The sequence below is a fragment of the Nostoc sp. genome (genome assembly GCF_036919495.1).
GTDB lineage: Bacteria > Cyanobacteriota > Cyanobacteriia > Cyanobacteriales > Nostocaceae > Nostoc.
Genome location: NZ_JBALBZ010000212.1, coordinates 68101 through 85474, shown reverse-complemented (window position 1 = coordinate 85474; position 17374 = coordinate 68101). Strand labels below are relative to the sequence as shown.

The 17374-nt window shown below is 42.9% G+C and carries 16 protein-coding genes and 1 pseudogene; 8 read left to right on the top strand and 9 right to left on the bottom strand.

What is annotated here, in order from left to right; translation table 11 throughout:
* Positions 1 to 80 precede the first annotated feature (80 nt).
* Positions 81 to 992 carry a HEAT repeat domain-containing protein gene (locus tag V7K25_RS30405; RefSeq protein WP_335163454.1) on the top strand — a complete coding sequence of 304 codons (912 nt, stop codon included), beginning with the start codon at positions 81 to 83 and terminating at the stop codon, positions 990 to 992.
* 19 nt (positions 993 to 1011) lie between these two features.
* Here V7K25_RS30405 and V7K25_RS30400 read toward each other — a convergent pair whose 3' ends face one another.
* The 7 genes from V7K25_RS30400 to V7K25_RS30370 form a co-directional block, all read right to left on the bottom strand.
* Positions 1012 to 1626, bottom strand: a complete 615-nt coding sequence (locus V7K25_RS30400; RefSeq protein WP_335163452.1) for a HEAT repeat domain-containing protein — start codon at positions 1624 to 1626, stop codon at positions 1012 to 1014.
* Positions 1627 to 1720: 94 nt separating this feature from the next.
* Positions 1721 to 2998 carry a HEAT repeat domain-containing protein gene (locus tag V7K25_RS30395; RefSeq protein ID WP_335163450.1) on the bottom strand — a complete coding sequence of 426 codons (1278 nt, stop codon included), beginning with the start codon at positions 2996 to 2998 and terminating at the stop codon, positions 1721 to 1723.
* Positions 2999 to 3154: 156 nt separating this feature from the next.
* Positions 3155 to 3649 carry a C-phycoerythrin subunit alpha gene (cpeA, locus tag V7K25_RS30390; protein WP_335163448.1) on the bottom strand — a complete coding sequence of 165 codons (495 nt, stop codon included), beginning with the start codon at positions 3647 to 3649 and terminating at the stop codon, positions 3155 to 3157.
* Between the two features lie 80 nt (positions 3650 to 3729).
* Positions 3730 to 4284: a C-phycoerythrin subunit beta gene (gene cpeB / locus V7K25_RS30385; RefSeq protein WP_335163446.1), complete on the bottom strand. Its 555-nt coding sequence runs from the start codon at positions 4282 to 4284 to the stop codon at positions 3730 to 3732.
* 513 nt (positions 4285 to 4797) lie between these two features.
* Positions 4798 to 4965, bottom strand: coding sequence for an NblA/ycf18 family protein (locus V7K25_RS30380; RefSeq protein WP_335163444.1), 168 nt, complete (start codon positions 4963 to 4965; stop codon positions 4798 to 4800).
* A 106-nt stretch (positions 4966 to 5071) separates the two neighbouring features.
* Positions 5072 to 5209: a hypothetical protein gene (locus tag V7K25_RS30375; protein WP_335163442.1), complete on the bottom strand. Its 138-nt coding sequence runs from the start codon at positions 5207 to 5209 to the stop codon at positions 5072 to 5074.
* Between the two features lie 217 nt (positions 5210 to 5426).
* Positions 5427 to 7277 carry a bifunctional serine/threonine-protein kinase/formylglycine-generating enzyme family protein gene (locus V7K25_RS30370; protein ID WP_335163568.1) on the bottom strand — a complete coding sequence of 617 codons (1851 nt, stop codon included), beginning with the start codon at positions 7275 to 7277 and terminating at the stop codon, positions 5427 to 5429.
* A 611-nt stretch (positions 7278 to 7888) separates the two neighbouring features.
* Between V7K25_RS30370 and V7K25_RS30365 the strand changes: the two genes are divergently transcribed.
* The 7 genes and pseudogenes from V7K25_RS30365 to V7K25_RS30335 form a co-directional block, all read left to right on the top strand.
* Entirely contained in the window at positions 7889 to 9052 is a 1164-nt protein-coding gene (locus V7K25_RS30365) for a hypothetical protein (RefSeq protein ID WP_335163440.1), read from the top strand.
* A 167-nt stretch (positions 9053 to 9219) separates the two neighbouring features.
* On the top strand, positions 9220 to 9411 hold the full coding sequence (locus V7K25_RS30360; protein ID WP_335163438.1) for a hypothetical protein: 192 nt from the start codon (positions 9220 to 9222) through the stop codon (positions 9409 to 9411).
* A 1-nt stretch (position 9412) separates the two neighbouring features.
* Complete coding sequence (locus V7K25_RS30355; RefSeq protein ID WP_335163436.1) at positions 9413 to 9928, top strand: phage tail protein; 516 nt, start codon at positions 9413 to 9415, stop codon at positions 9926 to 9928.
* A 21-nt stretch (positions 9929 to 9949) separates the two neighbouring features.
* Positions 9950 to 10561 (top strand): hypothetical protein, encoded by a 612-nt coding sequence (locus V7K25_RS30350; RefSeq protein WP_335163434.1) that lies wholly within the window; start codon positions 9950 to 9952, stop codon positions 10559 to 10561.
* Positions 10562 to 10594: 33 nt separating this feature from the next.
* Positions 10595 to 11095: a CIS tube protein gene (locus V7K25_RS30345; protein ID WP_335163432.1), complete on the top strand. Its 501-nt coding sequence runs from the start codon at positions 10595 to 10597 to the stop codon at positions 11093 to 11095.
* A 101-nt stretch (positions 11096 to 11196) separates the two neighbouring features.
* Positions 11197 to 13065 (top strand): VgrG-related protein, encoded by a 1869-nt coding sequence (locus tag V7K25_RS30340; protein WP_335163430.1) that lies wholly within the window; start codon positions 11197 to 11199, stop codon positions 13063 to 13065.
* A gap of 193 nt (positions 13066 to 13258) precedes the next feature.
* Positions 13259 to 13399 (top strand): annotated as a pseudogene (locus tag V7K25_RS30335) (Uma2 family endonuclease); the annotation flags it as partial.
* A 10-nt stretch (positions 13400 to 13409) separates the two neighbouring features.
* Here the strand turns inward: V7K25_RS30335 and V7K25_RS30330 are convergent.
* Together V7K25_RS30330 and V7K25_RS30325 are read right to left on the bottom strand one after the other, a co-directional pair.
* Entirely contained in the window at positions 13410 to 14522 is a 1113-nt protein-coding gene (locus V7K25_RS30330) for a PepSY-associated TM helix domain-containing protein (RefSeq protein WP_335163428.1), read from the bottom strand.
* Between the two features lie 31 nt (positions 14523 to 14553).
* Complete coding sequence (locus tag V7K25_RS30325) at positions 14554 to 17244, bottom strand: TonB-dependent siderophore receptor (RefSeq protein WP_335163426.1); 2691 nt, start codon at positions 17242 to 17244, stop codon at positions 14554 to 14556.
* Positions 17245 to 17374: the final 130 nt, after the last annotated feature.

Here is a 17374-nt window from a genome sequence, read left to right as displayed (position 1 = left end):
CTGGCTGTAATAAAACGGTAGGTTTATTTGCGCGAACCTGTACTAGAGCATTTAACAATAACGGTGATAGGGAATTTGTCATGAGTCAATCGCTCAACTCCAAAGCTTCAGCAGTGGATGATCTCATCCTGCGAGTGCAAGCTGAAAATGATGATCTGGTTCAGAGGGTAAATGAGCAGATTACACTAGAAACCTTCGATTCTACAGATCACAAAGTTCTTAAACAATTAGTGGAGGGTTTAGGAGATCCACGGGGAATGGTGCGACTGCGGTTTGCCGAAACCTTGGGTGAAATTGGTGAAGCAGCAACGCCATTTCTCGTGGAAGCACTGGCAAATCATTCCAATGTAGTTGTGCGACGGGCCGCTGCCAAGACACTCACTATCATCTCTGACCCGTGTGCTGTGCCAGACTTGCTTCATGCTTTTCTAAATGATGAAGATAGGGTAGTTAGAAGTTCAGCCGCCGGGGCTTTAGCCAGAACAGGAGAAGCCTCTGTACCAGCGTTGCTGGAAATTTTAGCCTCAGACAAGCATCCACAGGATATTAAAGGTCTTGCCGCATGGGCGTTGGCATTTATTGGATCGGAAGCAGCAGAGCATCTATACAAAGCATTGAATTCCGCTTCTTTGGATGTCCGATGTGCTGTCATCGGCGCCCTTGGTCATGTGGCGCAAGAGCAGTCAGACGAAAAATCCTGCAACCTTCTAGTTTCTGCTCTGACCGATCCAGAAGCGCTTATCCGCACTGAAGCAGCCGCAGCCTTGGGACAAGTAAATTATCCTCCCTCTGTGCCGCATTTAATTTTGGCAATTCAAGATACTGATTTAGATGTGAGGAAGGCAGCAATCAATTCTCTTGGTAAAATTGGCGATCGCAGTGCATTAGAATCATTACAGCCGCTACTTAATGATGAACAAGAGGTTGTGCGGGTTCTAGCTAAACTAGCGATCGCGCAAATTGAACGCCAGTCTAAAGCAGATGATTGGTAAGTTTTTCCTCCTGTGGGTATTATTTTTCTCCTCGCTGAAACTTCACCATCATCTCTAGGCGAGATAATGCACTAGTGGCAGACTCGCGTACATAGGAGTCGGTGGATTCATCCTGGATGAGGGATTGTAGCACTTCCACACCGCGGCGATCGCCAATTGAGCCAAGGGCATTCACGATAGAGATTGCCAGCGCTGGGTTGTCTGTGGTTTGCAATGCTTCAATCAAAACATCCACCACGGGAGAACCAATTTCACCTAAGGCCATGACAGCTGCAATATTCACTACAGGATTGGGGTCATTAAGAGCAGTCGTTAAACCCTGCACACCTTCAGCTGCAAAAGGAACATCTGGATGATTAATGGCGACTTGTGCCAGTGCTTTGGCGGCACTTCCCCGGACGGTAACATTATCACTATTGAGCAAAGCTTCAACTAGAGGAATCACTGCATCAGGGCCGATCGCGCCTAGAGCTTTGACGGCAGCTCGTCGATAGGTGGTATCTTCTTCATTGAGAATACTCATCAACCGGGGAATAGTTGTCTCATCGGGATTCTCAGCCAATTCCCACATTGCTTGGTCGCGTAAGTGGGGGTTAGGGTGTTTCAGTTGTTGGAATAGTTCTTCTATGGACATAACAAGATTTTAATAAATTATCAAAAATGTGCAATTAATGTGCAGTGGTTCTTGAACAGGAATGGGTCGAAGATTAATTTTTAATTTTTAATTTTTAATTCCCCCTAGGGGTTGACTTGGCTTTTTCACAAATCAGCCAATCATCATCGTTAGTGACTTGTTCATAACCACTGGTATCACCAAGTTTTTCCAGCGCCATCAACGCCGCATACTTGAGATCCCAAATTTTGGTTTCTAGACAGGCTTTAAGTTCAGGAATTGCCCGTGCTTCACCCAGTTCACCAAGAGCGATCGCTGCTGCTGCCCGTGATTTTTGAAACTGTGGTTGTTTGTTATGCAAACCTTCAACTATTAAATTGTAAGCTGGGGCGTGTTTCAACCAACCGAATAACTTAATTACATGGAAGTGGGCACCATAATCATTATTTGCTTCTTCGGCGTAGGTAGCAAACAAAGCATCAGGAGCAGCATCGGCGTGATAGTCAAGTATTGTTTTAGCTGCCAAATAACAGCGCCCAAAGTCTGTTTCATACAACCCTCGAATCAGAACTGATAAACTAGGAGGGCTTGGGTAACTATGCACCAAACTCAGATCATTTGGATGGTCGTATAACGTCTGCTCTAAATAAGGTTGAATCGTGGCAAAAGTAATTGCTCCGGCAGTGATTCCGGCTTCTGCCAAAGTCCGAATTCCTCGCAGCCGAAACACCAAAGATACTGGACATCGGGCAATATAAGGTATTGCATCATAGTAACGGGCATCCATTAAATCTTGGATAGACAACCGCCGTCCTAACACATTTGGGTGTTGTAACATTGCCACTACTTTTCCCATCTGGGAATAGTCGCCAGTTAAACGGCAAACTGCGGCCATTGCCGCACTGGCTGTCGGTGGATCGGTATCATCTACAAATTTGCGAATTCGTTCCAGGGCAGGTTGATAATTAAACTTTGCTAGTGTGTGGATGATTACACGGTAGGTTTGCCCTGGTTTGTCCAGCAATTGAGCCACATCTTCTAATATGTCAGGGTCTTGAGTACCAATTTCACCGATCGCCCAAACAGCATTTCCCACGGTGTAGCAGTCTTCATCAAAAAGACAGGTGCGGATCACTGGCATAGCTACCTCAGCTTGCAGTCGCCCCAAAGTCTCCACTGACTTGCGACGGACGATGCGGTTATCTAACGAAGGGTCAGTTTGCTGCACCGCCCGCATCAGCGTCTTAATTGATCGCTCTGTGGGAAAATTGACTAAATGAGAAGCGGCAATATAACGTGAATCATCCTCACTCAATTGGTCTTGCGGCGTATCCAAAAGAGCGATCGCCTGGTCTTCTGTGAGGTTAAAAAAATTAAAAAAACGTTTATCCATAATATATATCAACTTGCCGCATCTTATTAAGACAAAATAAACCCGAAGATTCTTTGCCATTACTCAACCTTAACAGGCAAAGCAAAGAGCCAAGAACCTCCAGGCTTGTAGAGTCACAATATACTCTTGCCACCAAATGACAAGTTTGGCAACTAACTAGGAGAGAGAGTTAATAGCGTAGTCTAGTAAAGCATTGTACTCAGTCAATGCTTGAGCAGACATATCACGAGGTGCACAACCACGGTTGCGAGCAAAGCTTAAAGCTTCAACATAAGGAGCAGTGGGCAAGCCCAAAGCGCGATAAACTTCACGTTGTCCAGCAATACCCCACTCATCCAATGGGCCAGTACCGCCAACTACCAAGCTGTACTGAATAAGGCGCAAGTAGTGCTTGATGTCACGAGCACACTTGGACTTGAAGGTATCGGTGGAATTAGCTTCACCAGCGTTGTTCAAGTAAGAATATTTCTTGATAGCAGCGTTGTAAGCTTCGGTTGCAACTGCATCGAGGTTGCTAGCTAGCTTTTCAGCAGCTTCCAAACGAGCAGATGCACGTTGAATAGAACCTTGGACTGATTCTAAATCAGAGGTGCTGGGGAAACGACCTGCGGCATCTGCTGATGCGATAACGGTGGTAACAACTGATTTCATTTCTTAAATCTCCCAAAAGGCTTTTAATTTAAACTGTGTTGGATGTCAATCTGTTGAGTGAATTGCAAATCGCAAATCAATTAGCTCAGAGCAGAAATTACGCGATCAAAGTAGCTAGAAGATTCAGCAACTAAGCTAGCGCAGCGATCTTCTACGACAGGAGAACCCATCTTACGTAATTTGGCACCAGCACGAGCCTCACTGGGGGTGTCTTGAATGTGAGCAGCTGCACACGCCTTCATGATTTGAACAGCACGCACGGTAGAGGTGGTGGGTACGCCAAGAGCTGCATAGGTTTCTTTCAAACCGTTCAAACAACGATCATCTAGAACTGAAGCGTCACCAGCTAATAAAGCGTAGGTTACATAGCGTAAGATGATTTCAGCATCACGCAGACAAGCAGCCATGCGACGGTTAGGATAGCAATTACCACCAGCTTGGATCAAACCTTGGTTTTCGCAGATCATTCCAGCAACAGAATCAGAGACGATGCAGCTAGCGTTACTAGCGATCGCATTTACAGCATCCAAACGTCTGTTACCATTAGCAACGAAGGCTCTGAGGGCAGCAATATCAGATACGGTAGCAGTGCTGGCATCTGCTGAAACTACAGCTCTAGAAAAAGCGTCAAGCATTTCGCTCTCCTTAAAAATTGGTTTTCTCTGAAACTTGATTGCCTGTTCCCTGAACAAGACAATATAGAACATAAAAGATGACACCTATCTTAGTCTCAGTTATGAGAAACTAAGTAATAATCCTTAACAAACAATCCCCAGTCAGGATTGGTCTGACTGGGGAACTAGGGGTACGCTTTGAAGATTAGGGGCGAAGGGGTAACAGGGATTGGGATTGTGAGGATAAGGGGGATGAAGAAGATGAAAAAGCAGAAGAGAAATAACATTGACAAATGCCTCATGCCCATTTTTCTGCTTGGTTCTAAAAAATAGTTAGTGCGTTCGTGCTGAGTAAATCCGACAAGCTTTTGGTAATGAACGTTGTGGAGGTGAACCTCCTTAGGCAGGAGCGACATTAACGCCAGTTGTTGAGATTGAATATATGAGTAGGCTTGCAGTTTAATCTAGAGAAGCCTTTGTACATGCTTTTGTTTTTACTTGTCCTCTAGAAAATTAACAAACATCCCCAGTTAGCTAAGTCTGCTTGAGAAGATGCTTGATCATATTGTCTTTGACCATTAACTGCCGCAGCACCTCTAAAAGCAATTTTTGGGATTCTTCCTGGTTTAATCCCTTAACCTGCTCTTCGTAAAGTTTGAGGTTGAATTTCTGCTCTAAGTTAAGCTCCATAGGGATATCCATAGTTTTTACTCTCCGGTGTTTCGCAACATTAGCTTTATCTATTCCCTTGAATTAATATTAACAAAAGTTACACATACTTGACAAGTGGACAGTTTTAGAGAGTGTGCTACTCATTGGGGTTGGTGGTCAACAAACGCCTTTGGAGCAGGTAATCTATAAGGTGTACACACAAGTGCTGTCGCCTGCGGGCGATCGTCCATCGCACTTGTCCTGTTTCACCTTTATTCCAGAGTTCTTGTAACAAAGCTACACTTTGTCAGAGCTTTGAGTCCTCTACCAATTGGTGGTAAGTGTGGGTGGAGATGTCGAATGCCAAATTAATTGACCACATTGGCAAGTGCCTGTTTTATTTGGCAAAGTAACCAGCTTTTGATCTGTTGCTAGTTGTACAACCTTTGATTGTGCTGTTATTCAGATAATTGGAGAATCCTTTTTACTTTTTATTAGTAAATAAGATGCGTTTACCCCGGTGTACAAACCACCCTAAAGCCGAAGTCGTAAAACGCTACATCAGAATTGCCTCCGTCTAAACGGGCAGATGAACGGCAGACGCTTGACTGAGTTAACCATGAACCACCCCGCAGCAGGCAAGGATTATTATTTCCACTTACCCAAGCACTTCCATTAGCAGGCATTCCCCGGTAATCATTGTGGTATTTGTCTTGACACCATTCCCAGACATTGCCATGCATCTCATACAAACCAAAAGCATTCGCAGGTAAACTACCAACATCCATAGTTTCCTGACGATTTTCACCCGGGGGAGCAGAACCATAAGTATAACCGCCATTATAGTTAGTGATCTCAGTCGTAATCGTCTCACCAAAATAGAATGGGGTAGTTGTTCCAGCTCGACATGCATACTCCCACTCCGCCTCGCTGGGTAAACGATAGTTCTTGTTAGTCATGAGTGACAGCTTTTGACAAAACTTGACTGCATCATTCCAACTTACTTGTTCCACAGGTCGATTAGCCCCTTGGAAGTAAGAGGGGTTGATTCCCATAACTGCTTGATACTGTTCTTGCGTGACCGTAAATTTACCCATGAAAAAAACTTTAATGGTCATAGGATGCTGCGGCCCCTCATTTGTGTTTCGCTGTTTTTCGCCTACTGGTGAACCCATGAGAAACTGACCGCCAGGAATTTCTACCATCTCCAGTGTGTTGCCATTACCAAGGTCTTCTATAAAATAAATTGCCTGACCAGGACTGATTGTGGTAATGTTTCCTTGCTTATCTACCTTCATGACTTTAAACTGGAAGGTTTTTAAAGCTAATTCCTTAGTATTTACGCTTTTTGTAGATAATGCTGGAGTCTCATTCGGGGACGGTACTGGAATATTATTTGCCGGAATAGATGAGTTTGATGGCAAAGCTTTTCTTCGAGCAGAGTTGTTGAGGAAGAATTTCTCAACCACAATTGCCAAGCTAAAACTAGCTCCCATTAACCCCACGGTTTGAATAACTCTGCGCCGCGACCAGTTAACTGATTGTTGTGGTCGTGTTGGCGGTGGAGACAGTTTTTTTGAAATATCTTGTAGCACTTCGGTTGCGTTGGCGTAGCGTAAACTGTAATGACGACGCACCATCTTGGTTAACACATTAGCTAGATGCTTGCTTACCCGTGCTTGATGACGCCAGAGAATTTCACCTGTTTTGGCATCCTCTTCAAAGTCCACTGCCGAAACACCCGTCAATGCTTGAATCAACATTACTCCCAAGGCATATATATCACTAGCAAATATAGGTTTAGCATTCTTTTGCTCATTAGGCATATAGCCAGGAGTACCTACGATGACGCTAGAAGTCACCTTACCTTGTACATTTACTATTAGAGTGCCAAGTTCCTTGACTGCCCCAAAGTCAATTAGAAAAATCTTTCCATCCTGATGCCGCCGCATCAAATTCTCAGGCTTGATGTCGCGGTGAATTACCTGCTGGTTATGTACGAAGGACAAAACTTCCAAAACATCTTGTAATAGCTTAATGACATAACTTTCACTTAACTGCTTACCTGGAATGATTTCTGCCTTTAGATCGTGTCCTTCAATAAATTCTTGAACAATATAAAGATTGTTATTTTCTCTAAAATGCGCCAATAATTGAGGAATTTGGGAATATTTACCCAACTTTTCCAGAACAGTAGCTTCTGTTTCAAAGAACTCCACAATCCGAGGTTCAGTACGTTCAGGACGTAATTGCTTGACAACACATAACGGCTGACTGGGTTGTAGATAATCCTTTGCTAGAAAGGTAATCGCAAAGCCCCCGCCACCCAATTCTCGAATAATTTCGTAGCGTCCAACCAGCATGTCCACAACAATTTTATACTCCTAAAAATCTGATGATCCGTTACATCTATTGAGATTTCCCCTGGAGCCGATGACGTGTATTCATATAATATTTTAATTTTAGCGCTCGCCTGTATATGTTCTTGAAGTGCTTGCTGTTTTTGTGGAGTGATTGATCGGTAAATACACTCTTCTATTAACTATCCTGCCTGATTCTTACCCTCTTCGCAAAAAACTGGGATGTTCGCGATCATTTTTCTCTCACCAGAGACATAAAAGAGCGCTAATAGAGGTACTTAAGGAATATCCAGCGCCTTCTTTGGAATATGCTTCTTTAGTTCTGCAATATAATTTTCCTTGTTTATATGAGGAAATTAGAATCAGACTTCTGTCTGATCTCTTCTACTTTAAACTCCCTTTATATAGAGTTATATAGCCTATATCTAAATAGTTGCTTAAAAGTATGGCTATTTTTTGCCTTTCTCCCTCTGCCCCAATTTGAGATTATCTTTTTTCAACGTTGTGCTAATTGGATAGGCACTCAGAAGGGTTCAAAATTAACCAATATTTTCTAGACTTGTCGTCTAAAAAATAAATGTTTATTCATGTCTTAATCTATACACTCAATTATTATGAGACAGACCTCTATGCAGAATCCATCCAACGATTTTAACCCTTCAGAGCAAAAGTTACCGGAGGCACTCGAACAAGTAGAAGTAAGCGATGCCTCCGGCGGGCTACGCCTATCGCCCCAGCCTGAATGGAGCAGGACTCACTCAGCCAAAACTCCATCGGTTAGGCCTTCTCAGATTGCAATAAACACCAGCATAAACGCAGAACCATTGTCAACAGAAATCTCTGAAAATGTGACCATTATGCAAGTCGCAAGTCCTTTTCCAGAAGCAGGAAATAACAAGACCGTTTTGCAAAGACTACCGAACCCAAGCCCCCAAGACTCTCCTCTTTCGGGAGTATTGGTCAATCATGTATCTCTCTCGCCGCAAAAACCTGGAGTGGTAGAACGGATTGGCTCTTCATCCCAACCTAGCCGAACCGTTGATGCAGTAAGCCTTACGCCAAATACCATTGCTCAATTTTCTTTAGAGAATGATTCTAAAAATCTTAATGCTGCTAGGGTTGCTGTAGTTCAAAACCATGACAACACGATTGTTCAATACTCAGATTCGGTCATTCAAAAGGTAACAGATCGGACTATTGTTCAATACTCGGACTCAGCAATTCATAATCCACCAGATCAAACAGTTTATCAAGCAATGCGGCCATTATCTAACGATCTGGATCAAACGGTTTTCCAATTGGGGATGCCACGATCTTTGCAGTCATCAACAGCGACGATTGCGCCAAAAAATCGGGCGTATGTTCAAATATTCCATCCAAGTATTTTTCGGGATATGTTTCGGACATCAGGCTCATTTACTTCGCGCTTTATAAGTATCACAGGGCAATTTTTTGATTCAATCTGGAGGAAGATTGACCTAAAGCAACTACAATCTCGTTTTCATCTAGGCAGGCAGCCAGTTGTGGCGAAGAGTTTAAAACAGCCATTTTCAAGCCACATCAATCGTTCTACTGATAACGTGATGGTTTCAGAAGAGCCGCCTAGCTCAGAACAGTATCAGAAAAAACTGCGGGAGTTGGATCTTTGTCGGCTTTCTTTTGCCAAAGAGTTGGCTAGAAATGGTAAATTTCGCAATGCGCGAGCTATTGCTGAACAAATTTCTGAGACGAGTCAATTTTTTAAGGATGCCCAGATGCTGATTCAAAGTTGGAAGTAATTTTAAGGAACTGCCTTTGGGAATTTGAAATGCGACTTTTGTCTGTTTTTATGCTTCATTAACCGCCTTAATATGGGCTTACCCACGGAAATACGCACATCATATTGTAGCGGTGGTCTGAGCCTGTCCTTGGGAAGTTAACACCCATCAATGATTCGGTAATGTCTATGTCCCAAAATAGTCATACAAACTTAACCTACACAGCTTTTGAGGATAACCGTCTGGCACAGTTAGCTCAAAAATATCTCAACAATCCGCTGCTAATGCATCAATTATGCGATCGCGTTTACGAACGACTTAACGCAGATATCAAAATTCAGAGAGAAAGAATCGGTAACTCTAGTACAGGAAGACAATAAAATGGCTACACAGCAATCCAATTCTCACGTTGAGAACTACGTCACAACCAACCGATTCTATATAGAAATTGGGAAAAATATAGTTGCCTCATTTTCAGAATGTTCAGGCATCAGTATTGAGGTGGAAAAGGAGGTATATCACGAGGGTGGCGTAAACGAGCAGCAAAGAATTAGTTTAGGACACACTCGTTTTTCAGATATTACACTAAAGCGGGGAACAACTGACGACAATACCTTTTCGGAATGGTTAAGCGAATTATTTGAGCAAAAAACGCAGCGACGCAACGTTACTATTCTGACATACAACCAAGCTGGGGAAATCATGAAGAGTTGGTGCCTGATTGGTGCCATTCCAGTGGGGTGGAAACTCCCTAGTTTAGAGGCTGATGGCAATACAGTTGCAGTTGAAGAATTAACTTTAGCCTTTGAGGGTTTGAAAATTGGGAAGCAATCTGCTGGCGGCGATGCAGTCTCTAGGGATGCGAAGGGATATTTTGGTGAAAGCGCCTGGAAATGAATGTAAGTTGGAAGTTTAATCATGAGTGAGTTTAAGCCCCCGATTGATTCCAAATCTTCAGAGCGCTCTAACGGCGCTTCTGACGATGGTGTAGACAACAAAGCAGATTTTAAGACGGTTCATGACCTATTGCGACAGCTTAATCGGAGTAATGCTGCCAAAACATCAACCGATCGCTCAACACAACAGTCTAGTATTCAAGACTTACTGGTTTATGATAACGATCGCTATGACCAGCGTGCTAAAGCCCTGTTGCAAACCCAAGACTTGACTCAGCAACAGGGTGAGCTTCCACCGGGTACTTTTGCGCCTCAAAACCCCATACTTGAGGAAGTACTAACTCCAGCCATCGATACTGTTCAGGAAGCAGCAGAAGATTTAGAATTGCTTGCACAGATAGTTTGCGATCGCATCAGTTTGCGTCTAAATCTTGAGATGGAACGTAACGGCTTCCATCAAAGCAATCGGATCTTTTCGCGGAAAACGATTACAACCCATCAGACTTCCTCAAAATCTGAACAAATACCAGATGTACTGGAACGGCTGGTTCAGGAAATTGAGCAGCTTTTGCACCATCGTCTAGTCCATGAGCGCGAGCGACGGGGACGATCTGTAGGCTGTTTACCCTGGTAATTTTAATGCATTCAAAGAATTGAGGAAAACGCAATGAAACTTGAAAAAGCAAAGCTGATAGTTCATAGTGACCCTAGCGGACAGGCGAAAGATATTGAATTCATGTTTAATCCGTCAGAACTTGATTTTACTAGACGAATAATTTGGGATAGTGATGTAGGCAATAGGGGAAGCACTTTATTGCCAAAAGTTAATTTTTCTGGGGTAGAACCCTATTCATTTACATTACAGAATTTATTATTTGATACTTATGAAAAAAAGACATCTGTTCTTAAGGAATATATTAACAACATTAAAAAGGGGGCGACAGCTCGTAGCAATACTCTTACTCGTCCGCCAGTGTATATCTTGACCTGGCACGATAGCTACTTTCACTGCGTTATGACGAGTTTGAACTATCGACTCACCCTATTTCTGGCTGATGGCACACCGGTTAAAGCGATCGTTAATATTGCGCTCCAAGAAGTCGACCCTGAAAATATACCAGCAGGAAAGCCACCTACAACAGGAGCCATTGCTAAAAAACTTCCTTAATTTCTAAAACTTACTAAAGGTTATCTCAATCCAATAACCTATCCCACCTGTTAAGGGAACAACCTCTAAATTTTGCCTAACAACACTAAGAGTATCTTCCAATGTCTACCAAAAATAGTCAAACCCTTTATTTATCCAAGCCTATACTTAAACTAGGTGGAGTCGATGCCCCAGATGACCTAATGAACGACATTCTGGAAATTGTTGTAGATGAAAGTTTACATATGCCAAGTATGTTTGTCATCAAAATCCATAATGTCTATCTTGCTGCAAGCGAGGACAGCGAGCCTTGGAAAAACGAAAAGTACTTTAATATTGGCGATCAAATTTCGATTGGATTTGAGGCTGCTACAACAGAAGATCCGGAATTTTTGTCGTATGGAATAGAGGAGCGGTTAATTGAGGGCGAAATTACGGGTATTGAAGTCAAATTTTCCCATACATCTGAAGCCCATATCATCGTGCATGGCTATGACGTTTCTCATCGACTGCATCGGGGTCGCTACAACCGATCTTTCTTAAATTGTACGGATACTGATATTGTGCGACGTGTTGCTGAAGAAGCGAGAATTAGAATTGGTCAATTGGATGCGAGTGGTGTCTCCCATGAGTATGTTTTCCAAGAAAATCAAACTAATATGGAGTTTCTGCGGGAGCGCGCTGCAAGAATAGGATTTGAACTCTTTGTGCAGGACAAGAAGCTTTACTTTCGCAAGCCCAAAAGTGGAGAATCTCTCATACTGGAGTGGCTTAGGGATATTAGGAGCTTTGATGTAAAAGTTACCATTGCTGAACAAGTCAGTTCGGTAAAGGTTAATAGCTGGGATTATAGTAATAAAGAGTTAATCTCAGAAACCGCTTCAAAGGAACAGTTGGTCACACAGACGGGAAATGGCGACGGGAGCGGCATCAGTCAAGAGTTTAAAATGAAAGAACCTCCTAAAATGATTGTGGTAGACCAACCTGTAGATACTCCAAAAGAAGCAAAACAGATGGCTCAGGCGCTTTGTAATGAGCTAGGCGGAGAGTTTGTGACTGCTGATGCCAAAGCTGGGGGAAACGCTAAAATCCGACCGGGCAAAGTGGTTACACTTGAAAATATGGGAACTCGCTATAGTGGCAAATACTACATAACAGGAACCTGTCACCGTTACATCCATAGAAATTACACAACTGATTTTACAGTTCGAGGGCTGAGAGAAGGTAGCTTACTTTCTACACTGCCGCCCAAAACCCATCTTCAGCCTGGCCAAACGAATTTAGTCGGTTTGGTGACTAATAATAATGATCCAAAAGGTTGGGGGCGCGTCAAAGTAAAATTCCCTACTTTAAACATGAAGGATGAAAGCCATTGGGCTAGGGTGGTAGGACTAGGAGCAGGCAATGAAAGAGGATTTTATTGCTTACCTGAGATCGACGATGAAGTTCTGGTTGCCTTTGAGCATGGAGATATTCATCGACCCTATATTATTGGTGGAGTTTGGAATGGTAAGGATAAAACAGTTGAAACTGTGGATGACACAATTCAAAACGGTCAAGTCAGACTACGTACCATAAAAACCCGTGCTGGTCACATAGTAAAATTTGTTGATGATGATAAAGGTACTGAAAATCGAGGATATTATGTCCAAACTGCAACTGGTTCTGGCCATCGCCTCAGCTTTAATGATACACAAAAGTTTATCGAAATACAGACTGCTCAGGGACAAACCGTCACTTTGAATGACATTGATGGCAGCATAAACGTCAAAGCTAATACAATGATTAATAATACTGCTCCTCTTTCTATAGGTTTGGAATCTACTACAATTGCTAATAAAGCAGGTGGAGCTATTACTAATACCGCAGGTGGAGCTATTACTATTACCGCAGGTGGAGCTATTACTATTACCGCAGGTGCAGCACTTACTATTAATGCTCCCAATATTATGCTTAATGGTATAGTCTATGTACAGGGCGTGCCTATTTAGGTATAGAATAAAATTCCCAATCTAGACTGCTGAATCCTTTTTTACAAGTGCATAAGTTATATTTCCGTCACAGCTATTAAAAAACTAGAAAGATATATTCTCAAGCTATCGTTACAAGGTGAATTCGTGTGACGATAACTTGACAATATAGTTTGACTGAAAATAGGGCAACATCCAATACGGTTCTTATCCCATGAACGTTATCAGGCCAAAACGATTTACTATTGACGAATATCATCGGCTGATTGAACTAGAATTTCTAAAGGAGAGCGATCGCATCGAGTTGATTCGCGGAGAACTAATTCAGATGGTAGCCAAGGGCACTAGTCCCCATCGACTCAACCCTACTGAATTTTGATGCGTTTGCCCTTATAGCGGTAGCGATACATCACAAGGCTAGTGATGAACAAAATCAGTGGTGTAAGTCCAACGAAGACGTAGAGAATGCGCGTTGGTAATCCGCCAAAAGTACCAAAGTGCAATGGTGTAAAGGAGTCAAAAATTTGGTCGCCAAGAGATAGCTCCAATGTATTTTTTACTTCTACCAAATCACCTGTATACTGATCCAGCCATAAACGACTGCGACCAAAAGATTCTGCTTCATGGGGTAATTTCTTGGCTATATTAAAAGTTGCCTCTGGGGTCATGGGCAAGATAATAAAAGTAGTCACACCATCTGGTAGAGCCGCATCAGCTTTCTTGAGAATCTGTTCAAGCTGCAATGGTGTCCGACTAGGCAAAGGTTGAGAAACGGGATCAGGTGAATTGGGAGTTAAGGTAAGTGCATAAATGATCGGTTGTGTGAGAGGCTCGAAATTCCAACAGAATCCAGTAAAACCTGTTAATCCCAGGAAGATAGCTGCGATAATACCTATGACTTTATGAATATCAAAATTCACTCGCTTTGGATGTGCCTTCAACTTGATTTTGAAACCAAGTATCAGCTTTTTCCAACCAGGCCACAGCAATATCCCTGTAATACTGAGGAGGAGTGAAAGTAGACCCACTATGCCTAGAATTAGCCCTCCGATTTCGCCGACTAGGAGTTGCTCATGTAATTTTGCGATTAAAGTCCTGAAAGTGCGATCGCGGATGCGACTGCCCATAATCGCACCCGTATAGGGATTAACATTGACCTCTGTAATTTCTCCTTTAGGGGATCTGAGCAAAACTTGATGTGGGGCATTTGCTGCTAATGGAGTGCGAATCACAATAGCTTGAAACTCTGGCCGATCTTTATAAGCCGCCTCCACAGTATATAACTCTGACTCAATAGAAACACGTTGCCCTTGGGGAATTACCTGTCCAATCTGGTGAGAGAGTAGGAAGAGGTCGATTTCATCTGCAAATACCAGCAGACTACCTGTTAAGCCTACAATCACAAGTAGCAGACCTACAGCTAGACCGATATAACGGTGTAGGTGAAAAGCAATCTGACGTAATTTGAGTGACCTCATAGAAAATGCTCCCACACTATTCCTGATCTCATCAGAACTCCCAGGAAACCGTTCCTTGTACCGTCAGAGGCTCTCCTGGATAAACGGCGAGGTCACGTTGAGCTGATGCATAATAATCAATATCGAACAGATTTTTAATGTTGAGCGCTACTCGGAAATTATTTCGCTCATAGAAAACAGCAGCATCAGTGCGTAAATAGCTTGGTAACTCGAACGTGTTTGCCAAGTCTCCCTGACGATCGCCAACGTAGTATAGTCCTAAACCAAACCCTAAACCCTGCAAGTCACCTTGAGTAATTTTATAGGTCGTCCACAAGGTAAAGGCGTGTTTCGGTACATTATTCAGGATGTTGTCAACAAGCTCAGGGTCGGTATCTTTTGTGACGCTGGCATCAGTGTAGGCATAGCCCCCAATAATGCTCAATCCGGGCAAAATTTCCCCACCAATATTTAGTTCAATTCCTTGACTTTTTTGCTCGCCTGTTTGAATGGAATCGCCAGGATGGTCTGGATCGTCAGTCAGCACGTTAGAACGAGTCAGATTGTAAAATGCTAGTGTTGCCGAGACTTTATCACTCAAATCTGTCTTGATACCTACCTCGTATTGAGTGCCTTTTTCTGGCTGGAATAAACTCTTATCAAAGGTTGTACCAATAACTTGTTGAAATGAGCGGCTATAGCTGGCATAGAGCGAAATTGCTGGAATGGGCTGGTACACAATTCCAACGCGAGGACTAAAGGCTTCGTTTTGTTGAAAATCATTATTCGACGAGTCTATGAAGTCTTTAAATGTTTGATTAACAATATCGAAACGACCGCCTAGCAGTAACTTGAGATTATTGAAGAGTGCGATTTGGTCTTGAAGATAAAAGCCTAACGAGTCCGATGTCGTTTCATCATCTGATGGGTCACCAATAATCCCTCCTAGCGTCTGAGTATATACTGGATTGAACAAATTAAGTGGCGCAATGGAACGATTAATTTGTTGACCCCCAGCAACCTCCCTGAATAAATCAAAACCAGCTACTATTTGGTGCTGAATGCTACCCGTCTTAAACTTGCCAACAACGTAATTATCCAAAGAATAAGTTTTATCGTAGCCTCCTGCTGGGAACGTTCTCACAGTTCTTGACAACAAGCGCCCATCATCTGACAGAGAAGTGGGAAGGATATATATCCGGTTGTTGGGGTAGTTAGAAAGCGAAGCTTGAAAGGCATTTCGGACTTGCCAATCTTCGCTAAAGCGATGCTCCAAATTATAGCCAACTCGCAAGACGTTACGGTTATTCCCTGACACTGAGACATCAAAAGGTTCTCCAATATTGCGATTCCGGGGAATTTGACCATTCGGATTAGAAAGCACAGTCCCTCTAGCTGGCAAACCTGAATCATCTGGTTGCTGAGTTGCTAAGTATTCAGATTCAAATGATATTTTTGTATTCTGATCAATTTGCCACGTTAAGACGGGTGAAACAAAGTAACGCTGTCTTTCAAAAAAATCGACGAAACTTGCTGAAGTTTCCGCAGCTGCGTTCAGGCGATATAGCAGTTTTTTATCCGAGGTTAATGGCCCAGATAAGTCTAAAGAACTCCGATAAAAATCAAAACTGCCAACTGAAGCTTCCACTGAGTAGTAAGGCGAACTTAGGGGCTGTTTTGTGACTAAATTGACAGTGCCTCCAAGGGAACCTTGACCGTACAGAACCGAAGCAGGCCCTTTGAGAACTTCAATACGCTCTAGGTTGGCAGTCTCAGAAGGAATACGACTACTTGTTCTTTCTCTCAAACCATTCCTCAAAATAGCATCACTGTTAGGCGTAAAGCCTCGGATAATCGGTACATCGAATACATTACGGGTGGTACTAGCCGGTTCTTGGATACCACTAACGTTTCTTAACGCATCACTGACGCGGGTTATCCGTTGCTCTTCAATCAACTGTCGAGGGATAACTTGAATCGACTGGGGAATATCGCGCAGAGGAGTGTCAGTCTTAGTAGCAGTTGAGGAATCTCCTACGCGATATCCATCTTGTTCACCCGTCACTACCAATTCAATTGGCTCATCTGATGGTTGAGTTGGCGGTGTCTGACTTGCTGGCTGATTTGGTTGAGGTGTTGGTTGTACTTGTGGTTGTGCTGATGGTTGGCTAGAAGCAGCCGCACTCGCAACACTAAAAATCAACCCCTCATTCGGACTGTCAAACAATTCAACAGTTGGGACACCCGCTTCACCCGTTACTGTCACGCGGATAGTATTGGCATCAAAATTAGTGACTGTTATTCCAGTAATACCTGCAATTGGTTTGTCTGAACGAAATGTAAATGCCTCGCCACTGGGTAAACGTAGTTGCGCGTTAGGAATATCAACAATAAAGCTATTAACTGCACTACGATTTGTGATTTGCAACTGTTCCCCAAGAGAAGTTTGTAAAATTACCTCGACACCTTTGTTGGTGGGATTAGCTTTAACTCCCGTAACTTGGACAATTTTTTGAGCAGGTGTTGTCGGTGTTGGTGTCTGCACAAGTATTTGGGCGTTGGGAATCGGACCTTCTATCTTAGGGATTTGCCAAATCTCTGCTGTGGATTTCACTGACTGTACTCTGCTTGACAGAGAGACTTGTTGAGAATAACTTCTGGTATTATTAGTTGGTGTTCGCTTTTGAAATTCCTTTGTTGATATTTCTTCGCTTCTAGTGGGATTTGTGCCGAATGCAACCATTGAACACGTCAGTAATATACTGGAAACAAGCCACTCTAACTTCATTATTTTTCTCTTCAGATCCATCAGACTGTAATTAATTGCGCGAACCCTTAGAAAATTATTGAAAACTATTTACAGTAATTTAGCA